Origin of the sequence: uncultured Mediterranea sp., from assembly GCF_902493215.1 — a bacterium.
Lineage (GTDB): Bacteria > Bacteroidota > Bacteroidia > Bacteroidales > Bacteroidaceae > Bacteroides.
The window spans coordinates 23,006-47,880 of sequence record NZ_CABUOL010000015.1 but is presented as its reverse complement, the minus strand read 5'-3'; the positions used below and the strand labels follow the sequence as shown (position 1 = coordinate 47,880).

Genomic DNA, 24,875 nt, shown 5'->3' with positions numbered 1-24,875 from the left:
ATACCCTTTGTTTTCAAAGAATGCTGTATATTTGTAACAATTAACCGTTCTTGGTTCCGTAATATACAATTACATTCATTTATATGAAACAACAGATTTATAATTTCGACGAAATGATTGACCGTCGCGGCACCGATTCGGTGAAGTGGGACGGCATGAAGAATGTATGGGGGCACAACGACCTGACGGCCATGTGGGTGGCCGACATGGACTTCCGTACGCCCCCCTTTGTGATGGATGCCCTGCGCCGCAGGCTGGAGCACGAGGTGCTGGGCTATACATCGGCCTGCGAGGGCTGGGACACCACTATCTGCCGCTGGTTGCAGAAGCGCCATCAGTGGGCAGTGCGGCCCGACTGGCTGACGTTTGTGCCGGGCATCGTGCGCGGACAGGCCTTTGCTCTGCTCTGCTTTACGCGGCCGGGCGACAAGGTGCTGGTGATGACGCCCGTCTACCATCCCTTCTTTCTCGTTACCGAACGGCTGAAGCGTGAAGTGGTGCGTTCGCCGCTCGACCTGCGCGACGGGCACTACCACATCGACTTCGACCGCCTGCGCTGCGACGTGCAGGGCTGCCGTGCGCTCATCCTCTGCAATCCTCACAACCCTGGCGGACGTGTGTGGACGGTGGACGAACTTCGCCGGATAGCCGACATCTGCAAGGAAAGCGGTACGCTGGTCATCTCCGACGAAATCCATGCCGACCTCACCCTGCCGTCCTACAAGCATCATCCCTTTGCCTCGGTGAGCGAAGCGGCTGCCTCCAATTGTGTCACCTTCATGGCACCCAGCAAGACATTCAACATGCCCGGCGTGCAGAGCTCCTTTGCCATTGTCCCGGATGACGGCCTGCGTGCGCGTTTCAACGAATTTATGGAGGCAGGCGAGTTCTGCGAGGGCCATCTCTTCGCCTACATCGGCTGCAAGGCTGCCTTCGAGCACGGAGAGGAGTGGCTGGAGCAGATGCTGGCCTACATTCAGGGCAACATCGACTTCACCGAAGCCTATCTGAAGGAACACATTCCTTCCATCGGCATGATACGTCCGCAGGCATCCTACCTCATATTCCTCGACTGCCGTGCCTTGGGACTCAGTCAGGAGGAACTGGAACGGCTGTTTGCCGACAAGGCCCGTCTGGCACTGAACTCGGGTACCATGTTCGGTGAGCCGGGCCGTGGTTTCATGAGACTCAACGTGGGTTGTCCGCGCGAGCAGCTCCGCAAGGCCCTGCAACAACTGGAGATGGCCGTCAACATGCAGTAACCTGTCAAGTAAGGAATATGGAATATCAAGTATATCTGTTCGATTTCGACTATACCCTGGCCGATTCTTCGCGGGGGATTGTCATGTGCTATCGCTGCGTGCTGGACCGCCACGGATACACTTCGCCCACGGACGACGACATCAAGCGTACCATCGGCAAGACGCTGGAAGAGTCCTTTGCCCTGATGACGGGGGTAACCGATGCCGACCGTCTGGCCGAGTTCAAGCGGCAGTATGTAAAGGAAGCTGATGCCTGCATGACGGCCAACACGGTGCTCTTCCCTGAAGTAGAGGGGGTGCTTCGCCGTCTGAAGGCGGGTGGGGCGCGGCTGGGCATCATCTCGACCAAATACCGTTACCGCATCCGCGAGTTGCTGGTGGACAGAGGGCTGGACGATGTGTTCGACCTCATTGTAGGGGGTGAGGATGTAAAGACGGCCAAGCCTTCGCCCGAGGGTGTACTGATGGCCTTGAATCGTCTGCAGGCCGGCAAGGAAGAGGTGCTTTACGTGGGCGACAGTGTGGTCGATGCCGAGACGGCTCAGGCGGCCGGTGTCGGCTTTGGCGGCGTCACCCACGGCGTTACGACGGCAGAAGAACTCTCTGCCTATCCCCATCGGCTGATTATGGCAAGTCTGGAGGAGCTGGTTTAATATAAAAGGTTGTATCTCAATCTGAGTAGGGGCATTCTGAAAATCACCTTGTGATAACTATAGGAATAGAAAGAGACGTATCGAACTTTGTTTTGACTTAGGATACGGCTCTTTCTTTTTCTCTTTATACATGAAAATAAAACAATATATAATTTAGGCAACCGTAGTTTGCGAGGAATCTGATAAAACATTATTTTTGCATCCTCTTAAAAGAAGGGAATGGGACTTCCCTGTTATAAACCGCTGAAAAAGCTGATAGTTCCTGTTGTGAGTTGGTTCTTTGACAAGAATTGACAGGAATTATTTTGCTGTATCCTCGTCATATTCTGTCATTTTGCCTTCCACTTTTTATATGTTTTATTATTGGGCAGATATATGAATGAGAGAATTAACGTAATATCAATTTGACTAAACTGGAACAGATTATTGGGGGATACATACTCAAGTGTCTTCTTATTATTGCTTACGCTGTAGGACTTTTATAGGTCTTGAATCTTCATTATTAAAATATAGAAATTGAAATAAAAATAAAGATGAATAATTTCTTGGATATGGAAAGGGACAATATTTCTTGTGGATTGGATTTTGGAACATCAAATTCAGTTATTTCCATAACAAACTTGTCAACAGGAGAGGAAATTTATACATATTCTGTACAATCAATATTATATTTTCCTGAATCAGATACAGATACTTGTTATGTTGGTAAGAATGCTGAGGAAAAATATGTGGAAGATGAAATGAAAGGTAGATTGTTAAAGTCTGTAAAGACCTTACTCAAGCAAGACAAGTTTCTATTTACATGGATTAACGGTAAAAAAGTAACACCGGACATGATGGTGACTTACATTATTAGGGAGTTGAAACTTAAGGCTGAAGAATATCTTGGATTCTGTATAGATAAGGTCGTATTGGGGCGTCCTGCCATTTTTTCGGAAAAGGTGGAAGAAGAAAATACTGCGGTAAAACGTTTGCTTGTTGCTGCATACAATGCTGGGTTCAAGGACGTAAAATTACAACTCGAACCAATAGCTGCGGCCCTTTCGTACGAGCAGAATCTTATTAAGGAGTCGGTAGTATTGGTGGCTGACTTTGGGGGAGGTACTTCAGATTTCAGTATCGTACGACTTTCTCCGGAAAGAACCCTGCTAAAAGATAGAAGTAGGGATATTTTGGCACATGGTGGATTGTATATTGGAGGTGATGTGTTCGATTCTGAAATTATGTGGCATAAGGTGACACCATTGTTGGGAAGAGGTGTTGAATATAAGTCATACGATAAATATATAGAAATTCCCAATACGTTGTATCGGGAACTGAGAAATTGGGAAAGAAGTTTTCTTCTTAAAGAATCGAAGGCACGTAAAATGATGGACAAATATTATGTGTTTTCAGGAGGTAGTCCTAAAATTGTAAATTGTATGACTCTAATCGACAATAATTATGTGTATTCTTTATTCAAGGAAATAGAAGCCTCTAAGATTACTTTGTCGGATGAAAACCATACTGGGTTTCATTTTACAAAACCTGATATAGAGATTTGTGAGCAAATTACTTTCAATGAGTATGAAGAAATCATTGGAAATCACATCACAAAAATAAAGCTGTATATTGAGAAGATGATGGAAGAGTCTGGATATGGGAAAGAATGTATAGATTCGGTCTATCTTACAGGTGGAAGTAGTCTTTCCAGACCTATAAGAAGTATTTTCGACAATATGTTTGGGGTAGGGAATGTTCATTACGGTGACACTTTCCATAGTGTGGCCTATGGCTTGTCACTAAGTAAGATATAGGTGTTTTATCCGATAGTATTGTGGCTGTGAAAATACTGATAATAGAAGGCTTTTACGTTGATCCAACGAATCCCTCAGGTTTTTACGTTGACCCTTTTTCAGGATAGTACAAAGACATAAAAAGAAGCGGCCAAGTAATTGGTCGCTTCTTTTTTCGTGGTGTCACCAGGAATCGAACCGGGGACACAAGGATTTTCAGTCCTTTGCTCTACCAACTGAGCTATGACACCATCGTTTCAGGTTTGCGGTTGCAAAGGTAGTGAAAGTTTTGGATTCTGCAAGCAGTCGGAGAATAAAAAAACACTGGCTGAGGCCTATCTGCCTTATAGCCAGTGTTTAATGCATGAAATATTTTTTATTTTTCCTCTTCGGAGGTTTCTTCTTCGGCTGAACAGGTGGTGTTCCCGCCGTCTTTCAGCGGATTCCATCCCTGGGCTTTCAGTTCGAACTCCTGGCCGTCGCGGGTGATGAGGGCACAACCCAGTTCGGGTCTGGTGATGTGGCCTATCAGTTTGACACCTTCCATGTCGGCCACCTTTTCGTGGTCGGCGATGGGCACGGTGAACAGCAGTTCATAGTCTTCGCCTCCGTTCAGGGCGCAGGTCGTGAGGTTCATGTTGAATTCTTCGGCCATGACTGCCGTCTGATAGTCGATGGGGATGTGTTCCTCGTAAACGCGGCAACCCACCTTGCTCTGCGTGCAGATGTGCATCAGTTCGGACGAGAGACCGTCGGAGATATCCATCATGGCCGTGGGCTGCACACCTGCTTCGCGCAACCGCTCGATGATGTCCTTGCGGGCTTCGGGTTTGAGCTGGCGTTCCAACAGGTATTCCTTGCCGGCGAAGTCGGGCTGTACGTCCTTGTCGGTACCTTTCAGTACGGCTTTCTCGCGCTCCAGCAGCTGGAGGCCCATATAGGCTGCGCCCAAATCTCCGCTGACGCATATCAGGTCGGTCTCCTTGGCCCCGTTGCGATAGACGGTCTTTCCCTTCTCACCTTCGCCGATGCAGGTGATGCTGATGGTGAGGCCCGTGTAGGACGAGCAGGTGTCGCCGCCCACAATATCCACATGGTAGGCCTCGCAAGCCAGACGGATGCCGGCATACAGCTCCTCCATATCTTCCACGCAGAAGCGTTTGGACAGTCCCAGTGAGACGGTAATCTGTTTGGGAGTGCCGTTCATGGCGTAAATGTCGGAGAAGTTGACCACGGCGGCCTTGTAGCCCAGGTGCTTCAGAGGCACGTAGGTCAGGTCGAAGTGTACGCCTTCGAGCAGGAGGTCGGTGGTGACCAGCACTTCCTTGTCGGCAGGATAGGAGAGCACGGCGGCATCGTCGCCGATGCCGTAGCGGGTCGATTCGTTTCGAGGTTGGATGCCCTCGGTCAGATGGTCTATGAGGCCAAACTCGCCGAGGGTAGCTATTTCTGTTCTCATCTTTACTTATTTATATATAAAGGTATGGTTCGTCTCAAGCACGGTTGATGAGTTCGCGCATGATTTCGGTCATGCGGGGTTGGGCGGCGTCGGCTGCCTTCTGAACTTCTTCGTGCGACACTTCTACAATCTTGCCTTCGACACCCAGGTCGGTGATGACCGATACGCCGAAGACCTTGATGCCGCAATGGTTGGCCACGATGACTTCGGGCACGGTGGACATGCCGACGGCGTCGGCTCCCAGGATGTGGAAGAGTTTGTATTCGGCAGGCGTTTCGAATGTCGGGCCCTGTGTGCCCAGGTAAACGCCGTGTTGCACCTTGATACCTTTTTCGGCGGCAATGGCGTCGGCCTTGCGGATGAGTTCCTTGTCGTAGGCTTCGCTCATGTCCGGAAAGCGGGGACCGTAGGGGATGTTCTTGCCGCGCAGAGGATGTTCGGGGAAGTAGTTGATGTGGTCGGTGATGATCATCAGGTCGCCGATTTCGAAGGCGGGGTTGGTGCCGCCGCTGGCGTTGGACACAAACAGTGTCTTGATACCCAGTTCGCGCATGACACGTACGGGGAAGGTCACTTCCTTCATCGAATAGCCTTCGTAGTAGTGGAAGCGGCCCTGCATGGCCATGATGTCCTTGTTGCCCAGCTTGCCGAAGATGAGCTTTCCGCTATGCCCTTCGACGGTCGAGACGGGGAAGTTGGGGATATCCTCGTACTTTATTTCATACTTCTCGGTGATTTCGCCGGCCAGGCTTCCCAAACCGGTGCCGAGGATAATAGCTGTTTCGGGTTGCGTGTGCATCTTACTTTTGAGGTAAGCTGCTGTTTCTTGAATTTTTTCTAACATAGCCAATAATGTTTTGGTTAAAGGATTCTTGTTGGTTCAATAGGATTTCCACTTCGATGGGGATGGCGTAAATGTAGGGCTTCAGGTCTTCGCTCAATGCTGGATGGGCCTTGAGCCGTGCCGCGTCTTTCTCGGTTGTGATGATGAGACGCTGGCATCCCTCCATTTGTGAAAATTCTTTTTCGATGAGCCTCAGGTCTTTCTCGCTGAAGTCGTGATGGTCGGAGAACGAGAGCTGTCTGAGGGTCTTGGCGTAGAGCCTTACTTCTTCGACCAGCGGTTGCGGCGATGCAATGCCGGTGACGAGGAGCACATGCTCCTCACCGCTCAGTACCTTGGACAAAGGACGGTCGGCCACGGCTTGTGGAAATACGGCTACAGGCATGCCATAGCGTATTCGTGTGAAGTAAAGCTGTTGGCAGGGGTACAGGTTGAGCTGCTTCCCTGTGATGTTGAAGTCGATCGGCTTGATGTCTTGCGGACACTTGGTGACGATGATTATCTGTGCGCGGGTCTTGCCCGAGGCGGGTTCGCGCAACCGTCCTGCGGGCAGCAGGCTGTCTTCGGTGAACAGGCGGTTGTAGTCGGTCAGCAGAATGTTCAGGCCTGCCTGCACGTAGCGGTGCTGGAAGGCATCGTCCAGCAGAATGACGTCGGGGCGGGGATTGTCCAGCTCCAGCAGTTGGCTGATGCCATGGCGGCGGTCGGCATCGACCGCTATGCGTGCCTGAGGGAATTTCTCTTTCATCTGATAGGGTTCGTCGCCTATCCGGGTGGCATTGCTATGGGCGTCTGCCAGTATATAGCCTTTACTTTTACGCTTGTAGCCGCGGCTCAGTACGGCGACGTTCAGTCCTGCCTGTTGCAACAACCGTATCAGATACTCCGTGTGGGGCGTCTTGCCCGTACCGCCTACGGTCAGGTTTCCGATGCAGATGACAGGGACGTCAAAGCTCTTCGACTGAAGAATCTTCCAGTCGAAGAGCTTGTTGCGGAGCCATACTCCCCCTCCATAAATCCATGAGAGGGGGAGAAGCCAGCGGTGTATGGGGACGGTACGTTCTGTCATCTGTACAGGAGCGGTATTATTCTACATTCAGTTCGAAGGGCAGGCGTGCCTGGATGCGGTCGCGCTTGTCGAAGTTCTCCAGAATGCTGAACTGGCGGTAAAGTTCGCCAGCCTTGCCACTGAGGAAGCGCGACTTGAGGTAAGTGCCCGGATTGGTGTTCATCAGCATCTCGAGGAACGTCTGCTTGGCCGGATAGGATACGATGGTATAGCCATCGATGCCGGCTTTCTGGCAGGCAATCTCCAGGGCACGGTCCAATCCGCCCAGCTCGTCGACGAGGCCCAGTTCCTTGGCGGTGCTGCCCGTCCATACGCGGCCTTGGGCAATCTTGTCCAGTTCTTCCTTGGCAATGCCGCGTCCTTCGGAGCAGCGGGTCAGGAAGAGGTCGTAGCCCTGGTTTACCATCTTCTGCATCAGGGCCTTCTCGCCCTCGTTCATGGGGCGGCCGGTAGCGCCGAAGTCGGCGTATGCGTTGGTTTTCACTACATCGAAGTCAAGACCTAGCTTGTCGGTCAGTCCCTTTACGTTGGGGTACATGCCGAAGATGCCGATGGAGCCTGTCAGGGTAGTGGGCTCGGCCACGATGGTGTCGGCATTGCACGACATATAGTATCCGCCCGAGGCGGCATATTCGCCCATGGAGACGATGACGGGCTTCTCTTTCTTCAGTTGGCTGACGGCATACCACAGCTGCTCGGAGCCGTAGGCACTTCCGCCGGGCGAGTTGACGCGGAGCACAACGGCCTTTACGTCGTCATTCTCCTGTAGGCGGCGCAGGTCGCGGATGACCTTGGAGGGGATGATGGTGGGCTGGTCGCTGAACGACGAACTTTCGTAGTCGACGATTTCGCCGCTGGCGTAGTATACGGCCACGATGTTGCCGCTCTTGTCCTTCGGCTGGGTTTTGCGTACGTTCACCATGTCCTGCAATCCCAATACGGGCAGGTCGTCGTCCTTGTCGAGGCCGGCCAGGGGCTTCAGGTAGTCGCGTACGTCGTTCTTATATATTAAGGTGTCCACCAGGCCGCATTTCACAGTCTCTTCCGAAGGCTCGAACATAATCATGTTGTCGGCATACTGGTTGAGCTTGTCTGTGCTGACGTTGCGCGACTCGGATACAGCCTCGGTCACAGCGCCCCATACGGAGTTGATGTAGGCCGTCACCTGTTCGCGGTTGGCAGGGCTCATTTCGGTAGCGATGAAGGGCTCGACGGCCGACTTGTAGGTGCCCACCTTGAAAATCTGCATCTCGACGCCTATCTTTTCGAGCAAGTCCTTGTAGAAGACGGGAGTCGAGGCGATGCCCCGCCATTCGAGCGAACCTTTGGGATTCATCAGCACCTTGTCGGCCGCGCTGGCCAGGTAGTACAGGCTCTGCTGGTAGTTGTCGGCATAGGCCACGACGAACTTGCCGCTTTCCTTGAAGTCGAGCAGCGTGTTGCGTATCTCTTCGATGGCGGCATAGCCGGCGGTCAGGTAGCTGAGTTGCAGATAGATTCCCTTGATATTATCGTTCTCCTTGGCCTTGCGGATGGACGAGAGGATGTCGTCCAGCCCATATACCTGATAATCTTCGCTGAGCAGCGATTCGTAGGGAACCGACTGGCTGCGCTCTCTCAGTTCGCCTTTCAGCTCGAGCATCATAACGGAGTTGGCGCTTACTTGCGTTTCGGCTTCCGAGGAGGCCAGGGCGCTGAACAGTATCAGGATGCCCCCGAAGAACAACACGACGCAGGACAGGATGATACCCGTGACGGTCGCGAAGGTAAATTTGAAGAAATCTTTCATATTGGTAGTTTCGTTTATTTGCTAACTTTTTCAAGCTAACAAAGATAAATAATAAGGTTGATATTTTCCCTATCTGTCGCTATCTTTTTTGTTTTGTCACAAGAATGTCGGTCTTTCGGCAGAAAAATATCTGTGTCGTCAGTCTCTTTCAGGGGCTTGGCTGGAGAGGCTTGTGGCAGGGCTTGCAGGAAAGCATTGCTTTGCGGAGCGGAAAACAGTGCTTTCCGCTTGCGAATGCATTGCTTTCCGTTGTGCGGAATAATGGAATAAAGTCGTATCTTTGCACCCGAAAAATAAAGAAGACTGTGAATCTGATTATAGATATAGGAAATACGGCGGCCAAGATAGCCCTGTTCGAGGGGACGGAACTGCTGGATGTGACCTACGACTCCAACCGTACGTTGGAGTCGCTGCCCGATGTCTGCCGCCGCTATCCCATAGAGAAGGCCATCGTGGCCACGGTCATCGACCTGACGGACGAGGCCGAAGCGCGTTTGGCCGAACTGCCCTGCCCCTTGCTGAGGCTGGGAGCCGACACTCCTCTCCCTGTGGAGAACCTTTATGAAACGCCTCGTACGCTGGGTTACGACCGTATGGCCGCCGTTGTGGGGGCTGCCGACCGCTTTCCCGGCAAGGACATTCTGGTAATCGATGCAGGTACCTGCATCACCTACGAACTGGTCGATGCGGCCGGCCGTTATCATGGAGGCAACATTTCGCCCGGCTTGCAGATGCGCTTCAAGGCGCTGAACTGCTTTACGGGCCGCCTTCCGCTGGTGGCTCCCGAAGGCCGCCTGCTGCCGATGGGAAAGGATACGGAAACGGCCATCCGCGGCGGAGTGCTTCGGGGCATCGAATATGAAATGCAGGGCTATATACGGGAACTGAAGAAGAAATATCCCGCACTTTTGGTTTTTTTAACGGGGGGCGACGAATTTTCTTTTGATACAAACTTAAAAAGTATCATCTTTGCAGACAAATTTTTAGTGTTGAAAGGATTAAACCGAATATTGATATACAATAATGACAGGATATAGACTGACACTCTTGGCGCTTTTACTCGGCATGCTGTCCGGGGCAGTAGTGGCCCAAAACAATACGAATTCACCTTATACGCGGTATGGATACGGCCATTTGTCGGACCAGGGCTCGAGCAACAGCAAGGCTATGGGTGGTGTGGCCTATGGCCTGCGTGACGGTTCGCAAGTGAACTATGCCAATCCGGCTTCCTATACGGCGGTCGACTCGCTGACGTTCATTTTCGACGGAGCCGTGTCGTTGCAGAATACCAACTTCAGCAACGGGACGTTGAAGCAGAATGCCAAGAACTCCAGTTTCGACTATATCACCATGCAGTTCCGTCTGGCTAAATGGTGCGGTATGAGCGCCGGCGTCGTGCCTTTCTCCAATGTAGGCTATAGCATGAGCGAGTATCGTGAAGACGAGAACAATTCGGCCAATTCGAGCTCGGTTACCTATTCGGGTGAAGGAGGTCTGCATCAGGCTTACATGGGCTTAGGTTTTAAAATATTTAAAAATCTTTCTATTGGCGCAAATATTTCGTACCTTTGGGGAGACATCACGAGAACGTCGTATCTGTCGTTCCCTTCGGATGCAACCAAATTCCCTTATACGAAGGTGTTGAACACGGGTATCAAGAGCTATAAGCTGGATTTGGGCGTCCAATATACCCAGCATTGGGGAAAGAAAAATGCGCTGACACTGGGTGCTGTTTTCTCGCCGGGACACGACTTGCACAATACAACCGTTATCGGTGAGACAATAGGGAATACCACAACGGGCAGCACTTATTCCTCGCGCGACTCGGTGGCAACTTTCGGTTTGCCGATGACTTTGGGTGTAGGTCTGGCATACGTGTACGACAGACGCCTGACGGTGGGAGCCGACTTCATGATGCAGCAATGGGACAAGGTGTCTTACCTGAACGACGACAATGCCTTCTGCTCTCGCATGAAGATAGGAGTCGGAGCCGAATATATCCCCAATCTGTTGGGGCGCAGCTATCTGAGCCATGTCAAGTATCGCGTAGGCGCCTACTATTCGTTGCCCTATTATAAGATAGCAGGACAGCGGGCGGCCAAGGAGTTCGGAGTGTCGGCTGGTTTTGGATTGCCTCTGCCCCGTACAGGTTCGATGGTGAGCGTGACGGCACAGTATGCGAAGACCAACGGCTCGACTGTTTCGTTTGTCGACGAAAACACATTGCGGATTGTAGTGGGAATCACGTTCAATGAACGCTGGTTCTTCAAACGCAAGGTAGATTAATAAGATGAAGACATTGAATAGACAAAGTATAACAACTAAAAATTTTAAATACAATGAAAATTAAGACGCTTGTAGCGGTCTTGCTCCTTTCGGGTGGAGCAGCCGGCGCTTACGCACAAAACGACTGTAATGCCAACAGCAGTATCTCTCACGAAGCTGTAAAGGCTAAAAATTACAAGGATGCCTATCTCCCCTGTATGGCGGTGTTGAAGGAATGTCCGACACTGAGATTCTATACATTTACAGATGCGGAAGACATCTTGGGCGCTTTGATGAAACCTATCAAGGACCGTAACTCCGCCGAATACAAGAAGTATTTCGATGAACTGATGTTTGTACACGATCAGAAGATGAAATATATGCCCGAATTTACGGCTAAAGGTACCAGATTGACCTATTCTGTAGCCGGAGCTTTGGGACGTAAGGCTATCGATTATCTGACTTATGCTCCGAAACCTGATGTGAAGCAGGCTTATGCTTGGTTGAAAGAGTCTGTCGAGACTGACAAGGCAGAAACCTGGAGCCCCATCTTCTATTACTTTATGGACGCTTCCATGCGCATCGTAAAAGCTGATGCCACTCATACTGAACAGTTCTTCCAGGATTACCTCAATGTAGGCAAGTTCTTGAATGATGCACTTGCTGCTGAAACAAATGCTGCCAAGAAAGGCAATCTGGAGAAGATGAAGCAAACAGTTGACGCTATCTTTATCAACAGTGGTGTAGCCGATTGCGAGTCTTTGCAGAAAATCTATGGTCCTCAGGTAGAAGCCAATCAGAATGATTCCACTTTCCTGAAGAAAGCCATCAATGTACTGAAGATGATGAAGTGTACAGAAAGCGAAGCCTATTTCCAGGCATCTTACTATATGTACAAGATTGACCCGACTGCCGATGCAGCTGTAGGTTGCGGTTATCAGGCATACAAGAAGGGTGACTACGAAACAGCCGTTAAGTATTTCGATGAGGCTATGGGTATGGAAACAGACAATGCGAAGAAAGCCGAAATGGCTTATGCTGCCGCTGGTGCCATGTTCGTTGCCAAAAAATGGGCTCAGGTACGCAGCTATTGCTACAAAGCCATCAGCTTCAACGAAAACTATGGTAACGCTTACATCCTCCTGGCTCAGGCTTACGGCTCCAATCCTCGTTGGAACGACGAACCTGCTCTGAACAAGTGTACTTATTATGTAGTTCTCGACAAGCTTCAGAAAGCCAAGTCGGTAGATCCTTCTGTAGCCGATCAGGCCAATGAGCTGATCAAGACTTACTCTGCACACTTGCCCGAAACTAAAGACCTCTTCATGTTGGGTTACAAGACTGGCGACCGCATCACTGTTGAAGGTTGGATCGGTGAGAGCACAACCATCAGATAATGGTATGTCTTCAGAAACTTTTCGATTGAACGAATATAGAATGTTGAGCATAACCATTGCCGTCGGGGCAATGGTTATGCTTGTTTTATTTTCTTCCTGTTCGGGCCGCAAGAAGGAATTGGGGGAAGCCATTACCGAGCGCGACTCCTTGCCTGTGATGGATACGCGTGGAGTGGTGACGCTTGTATCCGATTCGGGCATTATCCGCTATCGCGTAAACGCTGAAGAGTGGAAAGTGTACGACCGCAAGTCGCCTTCCTATTGGGCCTTCGAGAAAGGGGTATATGTAGAGAAGTTCGATTCCCTTTTTCAGGTGGAAGCCAGCATTGAAGCCGATACGGCTTACTATTACGACAAACAGAAGCTTTGGAAACTGATGAGCAATGTGCATATCCGCAATCTGAAAGGAGAAAAGTTTGATACAGACTTGTTGTTTTGGGATCAGAATAAGAAGAAAGTCTATTCGGACAGGCAGGTTCGTATTGAACAACCCGACCAGATAATATATGCCGTAGGGTTTGAGTCGGACGAGCAGATGACGAAATATAAATTCTTCAAGACCAACGGAATCTTCTATATCGATGAAGAGACAGGTACGGCCCCAGCCGATACGTTGCAGGCCGACACGGTCAAGTAGTTTTTTTGAGTATGGGAATAATCATATCTTTGTTGGTGACCATGGCTTTCTCCGCCTTCTTTTCAGGGATGGAGATTGCGTTCGTTTCGGTGGACAAACTTCGCTTTGAGATGGACAAACGTGAAGGGTGGACGTCGTCTGTGTTGTCTTACTTCTTCAGAAATCCCAATAACTTTATCTCCACGATGTTGGTGGGCAACAACATAGCCCTGGTCATTTATGGTATTCTGATGGCTCAGATTATAGAAGGCTATCTGCTGGCGGGTGTCATTGACAACCATTTCCTGCAGGTGTTGATACAGACCATTATCTCTACCTTGATTATACTCGTTACAGGGGAATTCCTTCCGAAAAATCTGTTCAAGATCAACCCCAATCTGGTGCTCAAGATTTTTGCTTTCCCTTTATTGGTTTGTTATATTATACTTTTCCCCATTTCCAAGTTGGCTTCAGGACTTTCGTGTCTTTTCCTGCGTCTGGCAGGTATGCGCATCAACAAGGAAGATTCGGACAGGGCATTTGGTAAGGTCGATTTGGACTATTTTGTGCAATCGAGTATCGAAAATGCAAGCGATGAAGAAGAACTGGATACGGAGGTCAAGATTTTCCAAAACGCCTTGGATTTCTCGAATGTCAGAATACGAGATTGTATCGTGCCGCGAACGGAGATTGTGGCCGTCGACATGTCTGCTACGTTGGACGAATTGAAGAATATCTTTATTGAGTCTGGTTTGTCCAAGATTTTGGTGTATAAGGGAAACATAGACAATATAATAGGATATATCCATTCTTCTGAAATGTTTCGCAATCCGGCCGATTGGCACAACAATGTGAAGGAGGTGCCCATTGTACCTGAAACCATGCCTGCCCATAAACTGATGAAACTCTTTATGCAGCAGAAAAAAACGCTGGCTGTTGTGGTCGATGAATTTGGTGGTACGTCGGGGATTGTGTCTTTGGAAGATTTGGTAGAAGAAATTTTTGGTGATATCGAAGACGAACATGATAATACATCCTACGTCTGCCGGCAGATAGCTGAACATGAGTATCTGTTGTCCGCCCGTCTCGAAATAGAAAAGGTCAACGAGACATTCGATTTGGATTTGCCTGAGTCGGACGATTACCTGACGATAGGAGGCCTTATTCTGAGTGTTTACCAAAGTTTCCCGAAACTGAATGAAGAAGTGGTGATTGACAAGTTTCATTTCAAGATAATCAAGGTGACAGCCACCAAAATAGAGCTTGTACGAATGAAAGTGGTCGAATAAATGTGGAGAAACGTAATTTTTCTTGGAATAAATGGAAGTGTATTTGCATTTTTTGTATCTTCGTGCGCTAAAATGAATATTTGCAGAAAAAAGAATAATAAACAAATAAAAATCAATTAATAAAATGGCAACATTACAAAACATTCGGTCCAAAGGACCTTTATTGGTGATTGTGGTGGGTCTGGCTTTGTTCGCCTTTATTGCAGGCGACGCTTGGAGAGTACTCCAGCCGCATCAATCACAGGACATAGGTGAAGTGAACGGACAAGTGCTCTCCGCTCAGGATTATCAGTCAATGGTAGACGAATATGCAGAAGTCGTGAAGTTTACGAGCGGTATGAATGCATTGAGTGACGACCAGCTCAACCAGCTGCGCGATGAAGTGTGGCGTACGTATGTCAACAACCAGTTGATTGAAGCCGAAGCCGAAAAGCTGGGCTTGACCGTTTCCAAGGAAGAAATCAAATCCATCATCAATGAAGGAACTCATCCTTTGCTGTCACAGTCACCTTTCCGTAATCCTCAGACAGGTGCTTTCGACAAGGATATGCTGATGAAGTTCCTCGCCGATTATGCCAAGATGAACACGGCACAGATGCCCTCTCAGTATGCCGAATATTATGAATCAATGTATAAGGTATGGTCTTTCATCGAGAAGACCCTTATTCAGACTCGTTTGCAGGAGAAATATAGCAACCTCATTTCGAAGTCTTTGCTTTCTAATCCCGTGGAGGCACAGATGGCTTTCGACGGACGCATTGACCAGAAGGATATGTTGTTGGCTTCCGTGCCTTACTCTTCAATTGTGGATTCAACCATTACAGTGACCGATGCCGAGTTGAAGGCTGCTTACGATGAGAAGAAAGAACAATATCGTCAGTATGTTGAAACCCGCAACATCAAATATATCGATATTCAGGTAACTGCCAGCGATGAAGACAAGGCCGAATTGCGTAAGGAGATGGATGAATATACAGCTCAGTTGGCTGCCGCTTCTTCCGATTATGCTTCGCTTGTTCGCTCTACTGGCTCCGAGCAACCTTATGTCGATTTGTATTGCACGACAAGAGCATTGCCGGGCGATGTAGTTGCACGTTTGGATTCGGTTGCTATGGGTGAAGTTTACGGTCCTTATTACAATGTGGCCGACAATACGATGAACTCGTTCAAGAAATTGGCAAAAGCTTCTATGCCTGACTCAATCCAATATCGTCAGATTCAGGTTGCAGCTGAAACTCCTGAAAAGACAAAGACATTGGCCGACAGTATCTACAATGCCATCAAAGGCGGAGCCGATTTCGCAGAAATTGCCAAGAAATATGGTCAGACAGGTGAGTCTGTATGGATTACTTCTGCCAATTATGAAGGTGCACAGATTGATGGTGACAATTTGAAATATATCACAGCTGTTACTACTGCAGAAACTAACGAATTGCAGAACCTCACTTTGGGGCAAGGCAGTGTCATTCTGCAGGTAACCGGCAAGAAAGCTTATAAGGATAAGTATAAAGTGGCAGTGGTGAAACGTGCCGTAGAGTTCAGTAAGGAAACCTACAGCAAGGCATACAATGACTTCAGTCAGTTCATTGCAGCCAACAATACGTTGGACAAGATGGTGGCCAATGCAGAAGATGCAGGTTATCGTCTGCTCGACCGTACGGATCTTTATAGCGCAGAACATACCATTGGTGGTGTGCGTGGTACTAAAGAGGCGCTCCGTTGGGTGTTCTCTGCGAAACCCGGCGAGGTTTCAGGCTTGTATGAGTGTGGTGAGAACGACCACATGATGGTAGTTGGTCTGGTTTCAGTTGCTCCCGAAGGCTATCGCTCGTTGGCTGCTGTTCATAACGAACTGAGAATGCAACTGGTTCGCGACAAGAAGGCTGAGAAAATCATGGCTGATATGAAGGCTGCCAATGCTACGACTTTCGACCAATACAAGGCTCTTGCCAATGCGGTTTCCGATTCTGTAAAACATGTGACTTTCGATGCTTCCGCTTTCGTTTCTGCATTGCGCAGCAGCGAACCGCTAGTCAGTGCATACGCTTCTACAGGTGCTATGAACCAGTTGAGCGCACCTATCAAGGGTAATGCCGGTGTGTTTGTACTTCAACCTTATGCAGAAGAGAAGTTGAATGAAACTTACGATGAGAAGGCTGAGGTAGAGAAACTTCAGGGTATGTATACCAACTTGGTTGTAAGACAATTCATCAATGACCTTTATCTGAATGGTCAGGTGAAAGACGAACGTTACTTGTTCTTCTGATAGTTTCCCAAAGTTTGGGATATTGATATAAGACGGGAGTTGCCTGAGATGTTCCTCAGGCAACTCCTGTTGTTTTTATGCAACTTTATGTGTATCTTTGCACTAAGATTTGACATATGAATATGCAGAAACAGTCTTTATTGGGAATGACGCTTGCCGAACTTCGTTCGGTGGTGGGGCGTTTGGGAATGCCTGCTTTTTCGGCAAAGCAGATTGCATCGTGGTTGTACGACAAGAAGGTTGCGTCGATTGACGAAATTACGAACCTGTCGTTAAAACATCGCGACCTGATGAAAGAATTGTTTGAAGTTGGTACCAGTGCGCCCGTCGAAGCAATGCGTTCGGTAGACGGGACGGTGAAATATTTATATCAGGTAGGCGAAAATCATTATGTCGAATCTGTTTATATCCCCGATGCGGATAGGGCTACCCTGTGTGTGTCTTCTCAAGTGGGATGTAAGATGAATTGCAAGTTCTGCATGACAGGCAAACAGGGTTTCTCGGCCAATCTGACCGCTGCACAGATTTTAAATCAGATACATTCTTTACCCGAACGCGACAAACTGACCAATGTCGTGATGATGGGGATGGGCGAACCGCTGGACAATTTGGATGAAGTGTTGAAAGCACTGGAAGTGATGACTGCTCCTTATGGCTATGGTTGGAGTCCGAAGCGTGTGACGCTTTCGACAGTGGGACTTCGTAAGGGATTGAAACGTTTTATTGAGGAGAGTGATTGTCATCTGGCTGTCAGCCTTCATTCGCCATTGCCTCTACAACGCAGAGAGCTGATGCCTGCTGAAAAGGCTTTTTCTATTACGGAAATTGTAGACTTGTTGCATCACTATGACTTCAGCAAACAGCGCCGTTTGTCTTTCGAATACATTGTTTTCAAGGGTGTAAATGATAGTTTGCCTTATGCCAAGGAACTTCTGAAACTTCTTCGTGGGCTGGATTGCCGCATCAACCTCATTCGTTTCCATGCCATTCCTAATGTTGATTTGCAGGGGGCGGATATGGATACAATGGTTCGTTTCCGTGATTATCTCACTTCACATGGCCTGTTTACTACGATACGTGCTTCTCGAGGTGAAGATATTTTTGCCGCATGTGGAATGTTGTCAACCGCCAAACAGGAAGAGGGCGGTGCGAATTAATATAAATTATTAACTTCGGTATGGCGAATAGAGGCATTCTTTGTAGCTTTGTAAAATTTTAAAAGGTAACTAATATGAAAAAGCACTTGTTTTATTTCAGTGTCGTTGTCATGTCACTGCTTTTTGTTTCTTGTGGTGGCGGTAAAAAAGGCGGAAAAAGTGTACTGACGCCTACTTCGAGCGGCCGTGCATATGAAATACTGGTTGTGATCGATCAAGACATGTGGGAGCGCCCGGCCGGTAGAGCTCTATACAATGTTTTGGATACCGATGTACCTGGTCTTCCCCAGTCGGAACGTTCGTTCAGAATGATGTATACCGAGCCGACACATTATGATGCTACGCTGAAGTTGGTACGTAACATCATTGTGGCTGATGTTCAGAATATATACACCCAGCCTAAAATGAAGTATGGCAAGGATGTATATGCCTATCCTCAGGCTATTTTGACCATTCAGGCACCTGATGAAGAGTCGTTTGGTGAATATGTTACGCAAAACAAGCAGACGATTATAGACTTCTTTACCCATGCGGAAATGAACCGTCAGATTACAGTGCTTGAAACCAAACATAATAACTATGTATACAATGAAGTAAAGAAAATGTTCGGTTGTGAGGTGTGGGTACCTGGTGAACTTACAGCCCATAAGTCTGGCGAGAATTTCTTCTGGGCTGGTACGAATACGGCAACGGGTGACCAGAATTTCGTAATCTATTCTTTCCCCTATCGTGATAAGAATACGTTTACCAAGGAATATTTCCTGCAGAAACGTGATTCGGTGATGAAAGAAAATATACCGGGTGCGCGTGAAGGCATGTATATGGCTACTGATACACTGATGACGGATGTACGTCCTATTACGGTGCAGGATGCCTATGCATTGGAAGCCCGTGGCTTGTGGCGCATCAAGGGTGATTTTATGGGAGGACCTTTTGTGTCCCATATGCGTCTGGATGAGAAGAACCAGCGTATTATCGTTTCCGAAATCTTTATTTACTCACCTGATAAGTTGAAACGTAATCTGGTTCGTCGGATGGAGGCTTCCCTTTATACATTGCGTTTGCCTGGAAAGGTACAGGCGGAAGACCAAACTGCTCAGGAGGGAAAAGAAAAGACGGATGTAGTAACAAACGAACAGAACAATGGAAAATAGAAAAGTAAGAGTCGGTATTACTCAGGGTGATATTAATGGAGTAGGATATGAGGTTATTCTGAAAACCTTTGCAGAACCTACTATGCTTGAATTGTGTACCCCCGTTATCTATGGTTCACCCAAGGTCGCTGCCTATCATCGCAAGGCACTTGATCTGCCGACAAATTTCAGTATTATAGATTCGGCCAAAGAAGCTGCTCCAGATAAGTTGAGTATCGTGAACTGTTTGGATACGGAAGTGAAGGTGGAATTTTCGAAACCTGACGCCGAAGCCGGCCATGCAGCTCTATTGGCCTTGGAGAAAGCTTTTGAAGAGTATAGGGAGGGATTGATCGATGTAATCGTTACAGCTCCTATTAACAAACATACCATTCAGTCAGAGGAATTTAAATTTCCGGGTCATACTGAATATATCGAGCAGCAGTTAGGCGAAGGAGAGAAAGCGTTGATGATTCTGATGAAGAATGATTTGCGTGTAGCGTTGGTTACCGGACATATTCCTGTAAGTCAGATAGCTTCTTCCTTGACTAAAGATCTGATAAAGGAAAAGATGCGTATTTTCCATCGTTCGCTGAAACTGGATTTTGGTATCGGTGCTCCGCGAATCGCCGTACTTTCACTCAATCCTCATGCAGGAGATAATGGCTTGCTGGGTACTGAGGAAGAAGATATTATCATTCCTGCGATGAAGGAAATGACTGAGGAAGGTGTGCTTTGCTTCGGACCTTATCCCGCTGACGGATTTATGGGATCGGGCAGCTTTTCTCATTTTGACGGTATATTGGCTATGTATCATGACCAGGGCTTGGCTCCTTTCAAGGCGCTGGCTATGGATGAGGGCGTAAACTTTACGGCCGGTTTGCCCGTTGTACGTACTTCCCCAGCTCATGGCACGGCGTATGATATTGCAGGCCAGGGTGTCGCTTCTGAAGATTCGTTCCGTCAGGCAGTATATGTAGCTATCGATGTTTACCGTAATCGTCTGCATGAAGCTATGGCAAAGGCTAATCCGTTGCGTAAGCAATATTATGATAAACGTGACGACAGTGATAAACTGAAGTTGGATAGTGTAGAAGAGGATTTGTAACATGATGACAAAAGCGGAAATACAACAGGTCAAATTGCGTTTTGGCATTATCGGCAACAACGAAACATTGTTGCGTGGAATTGATGTAGCTATGCAGGTGGCTCCTACCGACTTGTCCGTACTGATTACGGGAGAAAGTGGGGTAGGAAAGGAGAGTTTTCCGCAAATTATACATCAGTACAGCCGCCGTAAGCATGGGCAGTACATCGCGGTGAACTGTGGAGCCATTCCAGAAGGAACGATAGATTCAGAACTTTTCGGTCACGAGAAAGGAGCCTTTACCGGTGCTATCAGTGATCGTAAGGGATACTTCGGCGAAGCCAATGGTGGAACCATTTTTCTGGATGAGGTAGGTGAACTTCCTTTACCGACACAGGCTCGTCTGCTTCGTGTTCTTGAAAGTGGTGAATTTATTAAGGTCGGTTCGTCGAAAGTAGAGAAGACTGATGTGCGTATCGTAGCTGCCACGAATGTCAATCTGACTCAGGCTATTGCTGAAGGACGTTTTCGTGAAGACTTATATTATCGTTTGAATACGGTACCTATCCAGGTACCTCCTTTGCGTGAACGGGGTGAAGACGTCGTGCTGCTGTTCCGAAAGTTTGCTTCTGATTTTGCAGAAAAATATCATATGCCTCCGCTTCAGTTGACCGAAGATGCACGTCGGTTGCTGATGTCTTACGCTTGGCCGGGTAATGTTCGTCAGTTGAAGAATATCACAGAACAAATATCAATCATAGAGTCCAATCGTGAAATCAATGCTGATATTCTGAAAGGTTATTTGCCTGCTAACAATGAACAGCGTTTGCCGGCCCTGTTGGGCACTAAGGAAGGGAAGAGCTTTGGTAGTGAACGGGAGATTTTGTATCAAGTCTTGTTTGATATGCGTCAGGATGTAACCGAATTGAAAAAACTTGTTCATGAGATTATGTCTGAGCGTGCTTCAGGGGGAAGTAATGTCGGGGCTTCTGTGCCGTCTTCTGCTTATTATACGCCTGCGCCACAGTTGGTTACTCCAGCATCGGTAGAACCTAATGTCCCCACCATCATTCATCCGGCAGTCCAGCCGGTTACTCCCATTACTTCTTCTGCCGATGATGATATTCAGGATACGGAAGAATATGTCGAAGAGTCTTTGGCTTTGGATGATGTTGAAAAAGAAATGATTCGAAAGGCACTTGAGAAACATCATGGGAAGCGGAAAGCTGCAGCTTTGGATTTGAACATTTCAGAACGTACGCTATACAGAAAGATTAAGGAATATGGATTGGATTAAGAAGATAAGTATCATAGCTGCCTGTATCTTTGTGGTGGTTATTGTGTATTCGTGTCGGGTTTCTTTTGGTTTGGCGCCTATCAGTTCGATTGACTATACGAAGGTAAAGACTATTTCCATTGCCGATTTCCAGAATCGGGCTGAGTACGTATATGCTCCCTTGGCTATTGAATTCAATACGAAATTGAAGGATATGTTCATTCAGCAAACTCGTTTGAAAATAGTCGATTCGGGTGGAGATTTGGATATTGACGGTGAGATTACGGGATATAACCAATATAATGAGTCGGTTGATGCCAGCGGGTTTGCTTCGAAAGTAAAAGTTACATTGACCGTAAATGTACGTTATACTAATAATACCAATCATGAGGAGGATTTTGAGCAACAGTTCTCCGCTTTTCAGACGTATGATTCAAATCAGTTGTTGACAGATGTTCAGGATCAGTTGATTACGTTGATGGTGAAAGATATTACGGAACAGATTTTCAATGCTACGGTAGCCAATTGGTAAGAAAAGAATATGACGTCAGCCCAATTACATCAATGGATTCAGCATCCGGAGCGTTTGGACCGAGAGTCTTTGTACGAGCTTCGTACATTGGTGGCCCGCTATCCCTATTTTCAATCATTGCGACTGCTCTATTTGAAAAATCTGTTTTTGTTGCATGACGACAGTTTCGGTAGTGAGTTGCGCAAGGCTGTACTCTATGTGGCCGACCGTCGTTCGCTTTTCTATCTCATAGAAGGCGATCGTTATGCTTTGCAACGGGAAAGTGATGGGGAGCCAATCTGTCAGTCGGACGGTTCGGAGGAACCCGGCGTGGATCGTACGCTGTTTTTGATTGACGCTTTCTTGTCAACGATGCCGGCAGAACAGAATGAATCCTCCGGTTTGGATTATGCGATGGACTATACTGCTTACCTGCTGAAGGAAGAAACAAATGCTGAACAGCAGGAAAATGTTCCCAAACTTCGAGGGCAGGACCTCATTGACGGCTTCCTGAACAGAATGGATAACAATGGACAGACGGATGATTTACCACAGGCCGTAGTAGAAGATACTTTCGTCGATTCAATAGCGGCTTCTGATGATGAGGAACAGAAAGACATGAATGTGGAACCTGTTTGTGATGTGATGTCCGATTCTGAAAATGATCTTGAAGAAGAGGCTTCTTCTGAAACGTCCATATTGTCGTCCGAAGACTTGGATGACAGCTGTTTTACTGAGACATTGGCCAAAATCTATATAAAACAGCACCGATATGAGAAGGCTCTTGAAATAATTAAAAAGTTAAGCTTGAATTATCCAAAAAAAAATGCTTACTTTGCAGACCAAATCCGATTTTTGGAGAAATTGATTATTAACGCTAAAACAAAATAGGTAAAAAATGTATTTATTATTAGTTATTTTTATGTTGCTTGCATCTGTGTTGATGTGCTTCATTGTCTTGATTCAAAATTCTAAGGGAGGCGGTTTGGCTTCCGGATTTTCTTCATCCAATCAGATTATGGGTGTGCGCAAAACTACTGACTTCCTGGAGAAAGCCACATGGACTTTGGCTGCTGCGATGGTAGTGTTCAGCATTGCTACTGCCTATGTATTGCCCGGTGCTTCTTCGAAAGGTACCGATGTCATCATGGAGCAGGCACAGCAGCAGGAAGCAACCAATCCGTATAACATGCCTGCCGGCACGGCAGCTCCGCAGGCCGAGGCTCCTGCAGCAAATGCTCCTGCAGACTCTGTAAACTGATATTGAACTAACTTTATATTTTCTGAAAGAGCGGGATTGCTGCATACCGAGGTATGGGCAATCCCGCTTTTCGTTTATTATTTCATTAAAGACTGATATGATGACTTCAACAACTCCCAATCTTCAGACTTTGCGCGATTCGGCAGGTATACGCTGGATGGTGTTGCTGTTCCTGGCTTTTGCCATGTTCTGTTCATATATATTTATGGACATCCTTTCTCCTATTAAAGACCTGATGCAGTCTACGCGCGGCTGGGATTCTACAGCCTTCGGAACCATGCAGGGGTCGGAAACCTTCCTGAATGTATTTGTATTCTTCCTTATCTTTGCGGGTATCATCCTGGACAAGATGGGAGTGCGTTTCACGGCAGTTCTTTCGGGAGCGGTAATGCTGGTAGGTGCAACAATCAACTGGTATGCTGTGACTGAGAGTTTTCAGGGAAGCGGACTTGAAACTTGGTTTAACAATAACCTGAACTATATTCCCGGTTTCGATGAACTGGGTATTTCTCCTTTCTATGAAGGGATGCCGGCTTCGGCCAAATTTGCAGCGGTAGGTTTTATGATATTCGGTTGCGGAGTCGAGATGGCAGGTATTACCGTATCCCGTGGTATTGTCAAGTGGTTCAAGGGACGCGAAATGGCTTTGGCTATGGGCTCTGAGATGGCATTGGCCCGTTTGGGTGTGGCTACCTGTATGATTTTCTCACCGATGTTTGCCAAGTTGGGTGGTGTAATCGACGTTTCTCGTTCGGTTGCGTTTGGTGTAGTTCTTCTGATGATTGCCCTCATTATGTTCATTGTCTATTTCTTTATGGACAAGAAACTGGATGCACAGACGGGCGAAGCTGAAGAGAAGGACGATCCGTTCAAGATAAGCGACTTGGGAAGCATTCTGTCGAGTGGAGGTTTCTGGCTGGTCGCTTTGTTGTGCGTATTGTATTATTCAGCCATCTTCCCGTTCCAGAAGTATGCCGTCAATATGTTGCAGTGCAATCTGGTATTTACCGAAGTACCTGCTGATTCTTTCTGGGCTACCAATACAGTGACAGTTATCCAATATCTCATTATGCTGGTGGTGGCAGTAGCTGCTTTTGCCAGCAACTTCTCCAAGCGTGCCTCGATGAAGAACGGCCTGTTGGTTTTGGCCGGTGTGGCACTGGTGATTTTCTGTTATATGGGGTACATGCGTCAGAGTGCCGAGACCGTGTTTGCTGTATTCCCCTTACTGGCCGTAGGCATTACACCGATTTTGGGTAACTATGTAGACCATAAAGGCAAGGCCGCCAGTATGTTGGTTATTGGCTCGCTGCTGCTCATTTTCTGTCACCTCACGTTTGCCTTCGTATTGCCTGCGCTCAAGGGCAGTGCGGTGGGTGGAATTATTGTTGCTTACCTCACCATTCTGGTTCTTGGTGCAAGCTTCTCGCTGGTACCGGCCTCATTGTGGCCGAGTGTGCCCAAGCTAGTGGATGCCAAGATTATCGGTAGTGCTTATGCATTGATTTTCTGGATTCAGAACATCGGTCTTTGGCTGTTCCCTCTGCTGATAGGTAAGGTACTCGACAAGACCAATCCTCAGTTGGTGGCCGACTTGCAGAGTGGAGCAATTACGCCCGAAGAGGCAGCTGTGTCCTACGATTATACGGCACCGCTCGTCATGCTTGCCTGTCTGGGTGTAGCCGCTTTGGTTTTAGGTTTCGTTCTGAAAGTGGTCGACAAGAAAAAAGGTCTGGGTCTGGAAGAACCTAACATTAAGGACTGAT

General features: G+C 47.8%; 20 protein-coding genes, 1 tRNA gene, 1 pseudogene and 1 riboswitch. Of the genes and pseudogenes, 17 read left to right on the top strand and 5 right to left on the bottom strand.

The features are described 5' to 3' along the window. The first annotated feature begins 83 nt into the window (after positions 1 to 83). The 3 genes and pseudogenes from RDO88_RS09805 (at position 84) to RDO88_RS09795 (ending at position 3,711) form a co-directional block, all read left to right on the top strand. Complete coding sequence (locus RDO88_RS09805; protein WP_307759190.1) at positions 84 to 1,262, top strand: PatB family C-S lyase; 1,179 nt, start codon at positions 84 to 86, stop codon at positions 1,260 to 1,262. Between the two features lie 17 nt (positions 1,263 to 1,279). Next, a pseudogene (locus tag RDO88_RS09800) lies at positions 1,280 to 1,912 on the top strand (HAD family hydrolase); the annotation flags it as partial. A gap of 209 nt (positions 1,913 to 2,121) precedes the next feature. Further along, positions 2,122 to 2,187, top strand: a riboswitch (Fluoride riboswitch). Positions 2,188 to 2,448: 261 nt separating this feature from the next. Then, positions 2,449 to 3,711, top strand: a complete 1,263-nt coding sequence (locus tag RDO88_RS09795) for an Hsp70 family protein (RefSeq protein WP_307759189.1) — start codon at positions 2,449 to 2,451, stop codon at positions 3,709 to 3,711. 157 nt (positions 3,712 to 3,868) lie between these two features. Here RDO88_RS09795 and RDO88_RS09790 read toward each other — a convergent pair. The 5 genes from RDO88_RS09790 to sppA form a co-directional block, all read right to left on the bottom strand. After that, a tRNA-Phe gene (locus RDO88_RS09790) sits at positions 3,869 to 3,941 on the bottom strand. A gap of 125 nt (positions 3,942 to 4,066) precedes the next feature. Then, positions 4,067 to 5,149 (bottom strand): thiamine-phosphate kinase, encoded by a 1,083-nt coding sequence (gene thiL / locus RDO88_RS09785; RefSeq protein ID WP_307759188.1) that lies wholly within the window; start codon positions 5,147 to 5,149, stop codon positions 4,067 to 4,069. Between the two features lie 34 nt (positions 5,150 to 5,183). Next, entirely contained in the window at positions 5,184 to 5,993 is an 810-nt protein-coding gene (locus tag RDO88_RS09780) for a purine-nucleoside phosphorylase (RefSeq protein WP_204968790.1), read from the bottom strand. Continuing rightward, positions 5,950 to 7,062 (bottom strand): tetraacyldisaccharide 4'-kinase, encoded by a 1,113-nt coding sequence (lpxK, locus tag RDO88_RS09775; RefSeq protein WP_307759187.1) that lies wholly within the window; start codon positions 7,060 to 7,062, stop codon positions 5,950 to 5,952. Before lpxK ends, RDO88_RS09780 begins: the two co-directional genes overlap by 44 nt. 16 nt (positions 7,063 to 7,078) lie before the next feature. Continuing rightward, on the bottom strand, positions 7,079 to 8,851 hold the full coding sequence (gene sppA, locus RDO88_RS09770; protein ID WP_307759186.1) for a signal peptide peptidase SppA: 1,773 nt from the start codon (positions 8,849 to 8,851) through the stop codon (positions 7,079 to 7,081). A 305-nt stretch (positions 8,852 to 9,156) separates the two neighbouring features. On the opposite strand from sppA, the gene RDO88_RS09765 reads away from it, so the two are divergent. From RDO88_RS09765 to RDO88_RS09700, 14 genes are all read left to right on the top strand, one after another. Further along, positions 9,157 to 9,888: a type III pantothenate kinase gene (locus RDO88_RS09765; RefSeq protein WP_307759185.1), complete on the top strand. Its 732-nt coding sequence runs from the start codon at positions 9,157 to 9,159 to the stop codon at positions 9,886 to 9,888. After that, on the top strand, positions 9,875 to 11,137 hold the full coding sequence (locus tag RDO88_RS09760; protein ID WP_307759184.1) for a hypothetical protein: 1,263 nt from the start codon (positions 9,875 to 9,877) through the stop codon (positions 11,135 to 11,137). The genes RDO88_RS09765 and RDO88_RS09760 overlap by 14 nt, the downstream gene beginning before the upstream one ends. A 53-nt stretch (positions 11,138 to 11,190) precedes the next feature. Next, positions 11,191 to 12,513 (top strand): hypothetical protein, encoded by a 1,323-nt coding sequence (locus RDO88_RS09755; protein WP_307759183.1) that lies wholly within the window; start codon positions 11,191 to 11,193, stop codon positions 12,511 to 12,513. Between the two features lie 4 nt (positions 12,514 to 12,517). Further along, a complete protein-coding gene (gene lptC / locus RDO88_RS09750; RefSeq protein ID WP_307759182.1) occupies positions 12,518 to 13,150 on the top strand; it encodes an LPS export ABC transporter periplasmic protein LptC in 633 nt (210 codons plus the stop codon). An 11-nt stretch (positions 13,151 to 13,161) separates the two neighbouring features. After that, positions 13,162 to 14,418, top strand: a complete 1,257-nt coding sequence (locus RDO88_RS09745) for a CNNM domain-containing protein (protein ID WP_307759181.1) — start codon at positions 13,162 to 13,164, stop codon at positions 14,416 to 14,418. A gap of 124 nt (positions 14,419 to 14,542) precedes the next feature. Next, positions 14,543 to 16,684: a SurA N-terminal domain-containing protein gene (locus RDO88_RS09740; protein WP_307759180.1), complete on the top strand. Its 2,142-nt coding sequence runs from the start codon at positions 14,543 to 14,545 to the stop codon at positions 16,682 to 16,684. 122 nt (positions 16,685 to 16,806) lie between these two features. Then, positions 16,807 to 17,841, top strand: coding sequence for a 23S rRNA (adenine(2503)-C(2))-methyltransferase RlmN (gene rlmN, locus RDO88_RS09735; RefSeq protein WP_307759220.1), 1,035 nt, complete (start codon positions 16,807 to 16,809; stop codon positions 17,839 to 17,841). 74 nt (positions 17,842 to 17,915) lie between these two features. Then, positions 17,916 to 18,995 (top strand): DUF4837 family protein, encoded by a 1,080-nt coding sequence (locus RDO88_RS09730; RefSeq protein WP_307759179.1) that lies wholly within the window; start codon positions 17,916 to 17,918, stop codon positions 18,993 to 18,995. Continuing rightward, positions 18,985 to 20,082: a 4-hydroxythreonine-4-phosphate dehydrogenase PdxA gene (gene pdxA, locus RDO88_RS09725; protein ID WP_307759178.1), complete on the top strand. Its 1,098-nt coding sequence runs from the start codon at positions 18,985 to 18,987 to the stop codon at positions 20,080 to 20,082. Before RDO88_RS09730 ends, pdxA begins: the two co-directional genes overlap by 11 nt. 4 nt (positions 20,083 to 20,086) lie before the next feature. Continuing rightward, positions 20,087 to 21,358 (top strand): sigma 54-interacting transcriptional regulator, encoded by a 1,272-nt coding sequence (locus RDO88_RS09720; RefSeq protein ID WP_307759219.1) that lies wholly within the window; start codon positions 20,087 to 20,089, stop codon positions 21,356 to 21,358. Beyond that, the gene (locus RDO88_RS09715) at positions 21,345 to 21,869 is read left to right on the top strand and encodes an LPS assembly lipoprotein LptE (RefSeq protein WP_307759177.1); all 525 of its coding nucleotides are present in this window, start codon (positions 21,345 to 21,347) and stop codon (positions 21,867 to 21,869) included. The genes RDO88_RS09720 and RDO88_RS09715 overlap by 14 nt, the downstream gene beginning before the upstream one ends. A 9-nt stretch (positions 21,870 to 21,878) precedes the next feature. Then, on the top strand, positions 21,879 to 22,739 hold the full coding sequence (locus tag RDO88_RS09710; protein ID WP_307759176.1) for a tetratricopeptide repeat protein: 861 nt from the start codon (positions 21,879 to 21,881) through the stop codon (positions 22,737 to 22,739). A gap of 7 nt (positions 22,740 to 22,746) precedes the next feature. After that, positions 22,747 to 23,109 (top strand): preprotein translocase subunit SecG, encoded by a 363-nt coding sequence (secG, locus tag RDO88_RS09705; protein WP_307759175.1) that lies wholly within the window; start codon positions 22,747 to 22,749, stop codon positions 23,107 to 23,109. Between the two features lie 100 nt (positions 23,110 to 23,209). Beyond that, positions 23,210 to 24,874 carry an MFS transporter gene (locus RDO88_RS09700; RefSeq protein WP_307759218.1) on the top strand — a complete coding sequence of 555 codons (1,665 nt, stop codon included), beginning with the start codon at positions 23,210 to 23,212 and terminating at the stop codon, positions 24,872 to 24,874. Position 24,875 lies beyond the last annotated feature (1 nt).

Excerpts from the sequence above, each read along its gene's own strand:
- RDO88_RS09805 (WP_307759190.1), top strand. The coding sequence starts at position 84 with ATGAAACAACAGATTTATAATTTCGACGAAATGATTGACCGTCGCGGC.
- RDO88_RS09795 (WP_307759189.1), top strand. The coding sequence starts at position 2,449 with ATGAATAATTTCTTGGATATGGAAAGGGACAATATTTCTTGTGGATTG.
- thiL (WP_307759188.1), bottom strand. The coding sequence starts at position 5,149 with ATGAGAACAGAAATAGCTACCCTCGGCGAGTTTGGCCTCATAGACCAT.
- RDO88_RS09780 (WP_204968790.1), bottom strand. The coding sequence starts at position 5,993 with ATGTTAGAAAAAATTCAAGAAACAGCAGCTTACCTCAAAAGTAAGATG.
- lpxK (WP_307759187.1), bottom strand. The coding sequence starts at position 7,062 with ATGACAGAACGTACCGTCCCCATACACCGCTGGCTTCTCCCCCTCTCA.
- sppA (WP_307759186.1), bottom strand. The coding sequence starts at position 8,851 with ATGAAAGATTTCTTCAAATTTACCTTCGCGACCGTCACGGGTATCATC.
- RDO88_RS09760 (WP_307759184.1), top strand. The coding sequence starts at position 9,875 with ATGACAGGATATAGACTGACACTCTTGGCGCTTTTACTCGGCATGCTG.
- RDO88_RS09755 (WP_307759183.1), top strand. The coding sequence starts at position 11,191 with ATGAAAATTAAGACGCTTGTAGCGGTCTTGCTCCTTTCGGGTGGAGCA.
- lptC (WP_307759182.1), top strand. The coding sequence starts at position 12,518 with ATGTCTTCAGAAACTTTTCGATTGAACGAATATAGAATGTTGAGCATA.
- RDO88_RS09745 (WP_307759181.1), top strand. The coding sequence starts at position 13,162 with ATGGGAATAATCATATCTTTGTTGGTGACCATGGCTTTCTCCGCCTTC.
- RDO88_RS09740 (WP_307759180.1), top strand. The coding sequence starts at position 14,543 with ATGGCAACATTACAAAACATTCGGTCCAAAGGACCTTTATTGGTGATT.
- rlmN (WP_307759220.1), top strand. The coding sequence starts at position 16,807 with ATGCAGAAACAGTCTTTATTGGGAATGACGCTTGCCGAACTTCGTTCG.
- RDO88_RS09730 (WP_307759179.1), top strand. The coding sequence starts at position 17,916 with ATGAAAAAGCACTTGTTTTATTTCAGTGTCGTTGTCATGTCACTGCTT.
- pdxA (WP_307759178.1), top strand. The coding sequence starts at position 18,985 with ATGGAAAATAGAAAAGTAAGAGTCGGTATTACTCAGGGTGATATTAAT.
- RDO88_RS09720 (WP_307759219.1), top strand. The coding sequence starts at position 20,087 with ATGACAAAAGCGGAAATACAACAGGTCAAATTGCGTTTTGGCATTATC.
- RDO88_RS09715 (WP_307759177.1), top strand. The coding sequence starts at position 21,345 with ATGGATTGGATTAAGAAGATAAGTATCATAGCTGCCTGTATCTTTGTG.
- RDO88_RS09710 (WP_307759176.1), top strand. The coding sequence starts at position 21,879 with ATGACGTCAGCCCAATTACATCAATGGATTCAGCATCCGGAGCGTTTG.
- secG (WP_307759175.1), top strand. The coding sequence starts at position 22,747 with ATGTATTTATTATTAGTTATTTTTATGTTGCTTGCATCTGTGTTGATG.
- RDO88_RS09700 (WP_307759218.1), top strand. The coding sequence starts at position 23,210 with ATGACTTCAACAACTCCCAATCTTCAGACTTTGCGCGATTCGGCAGGT.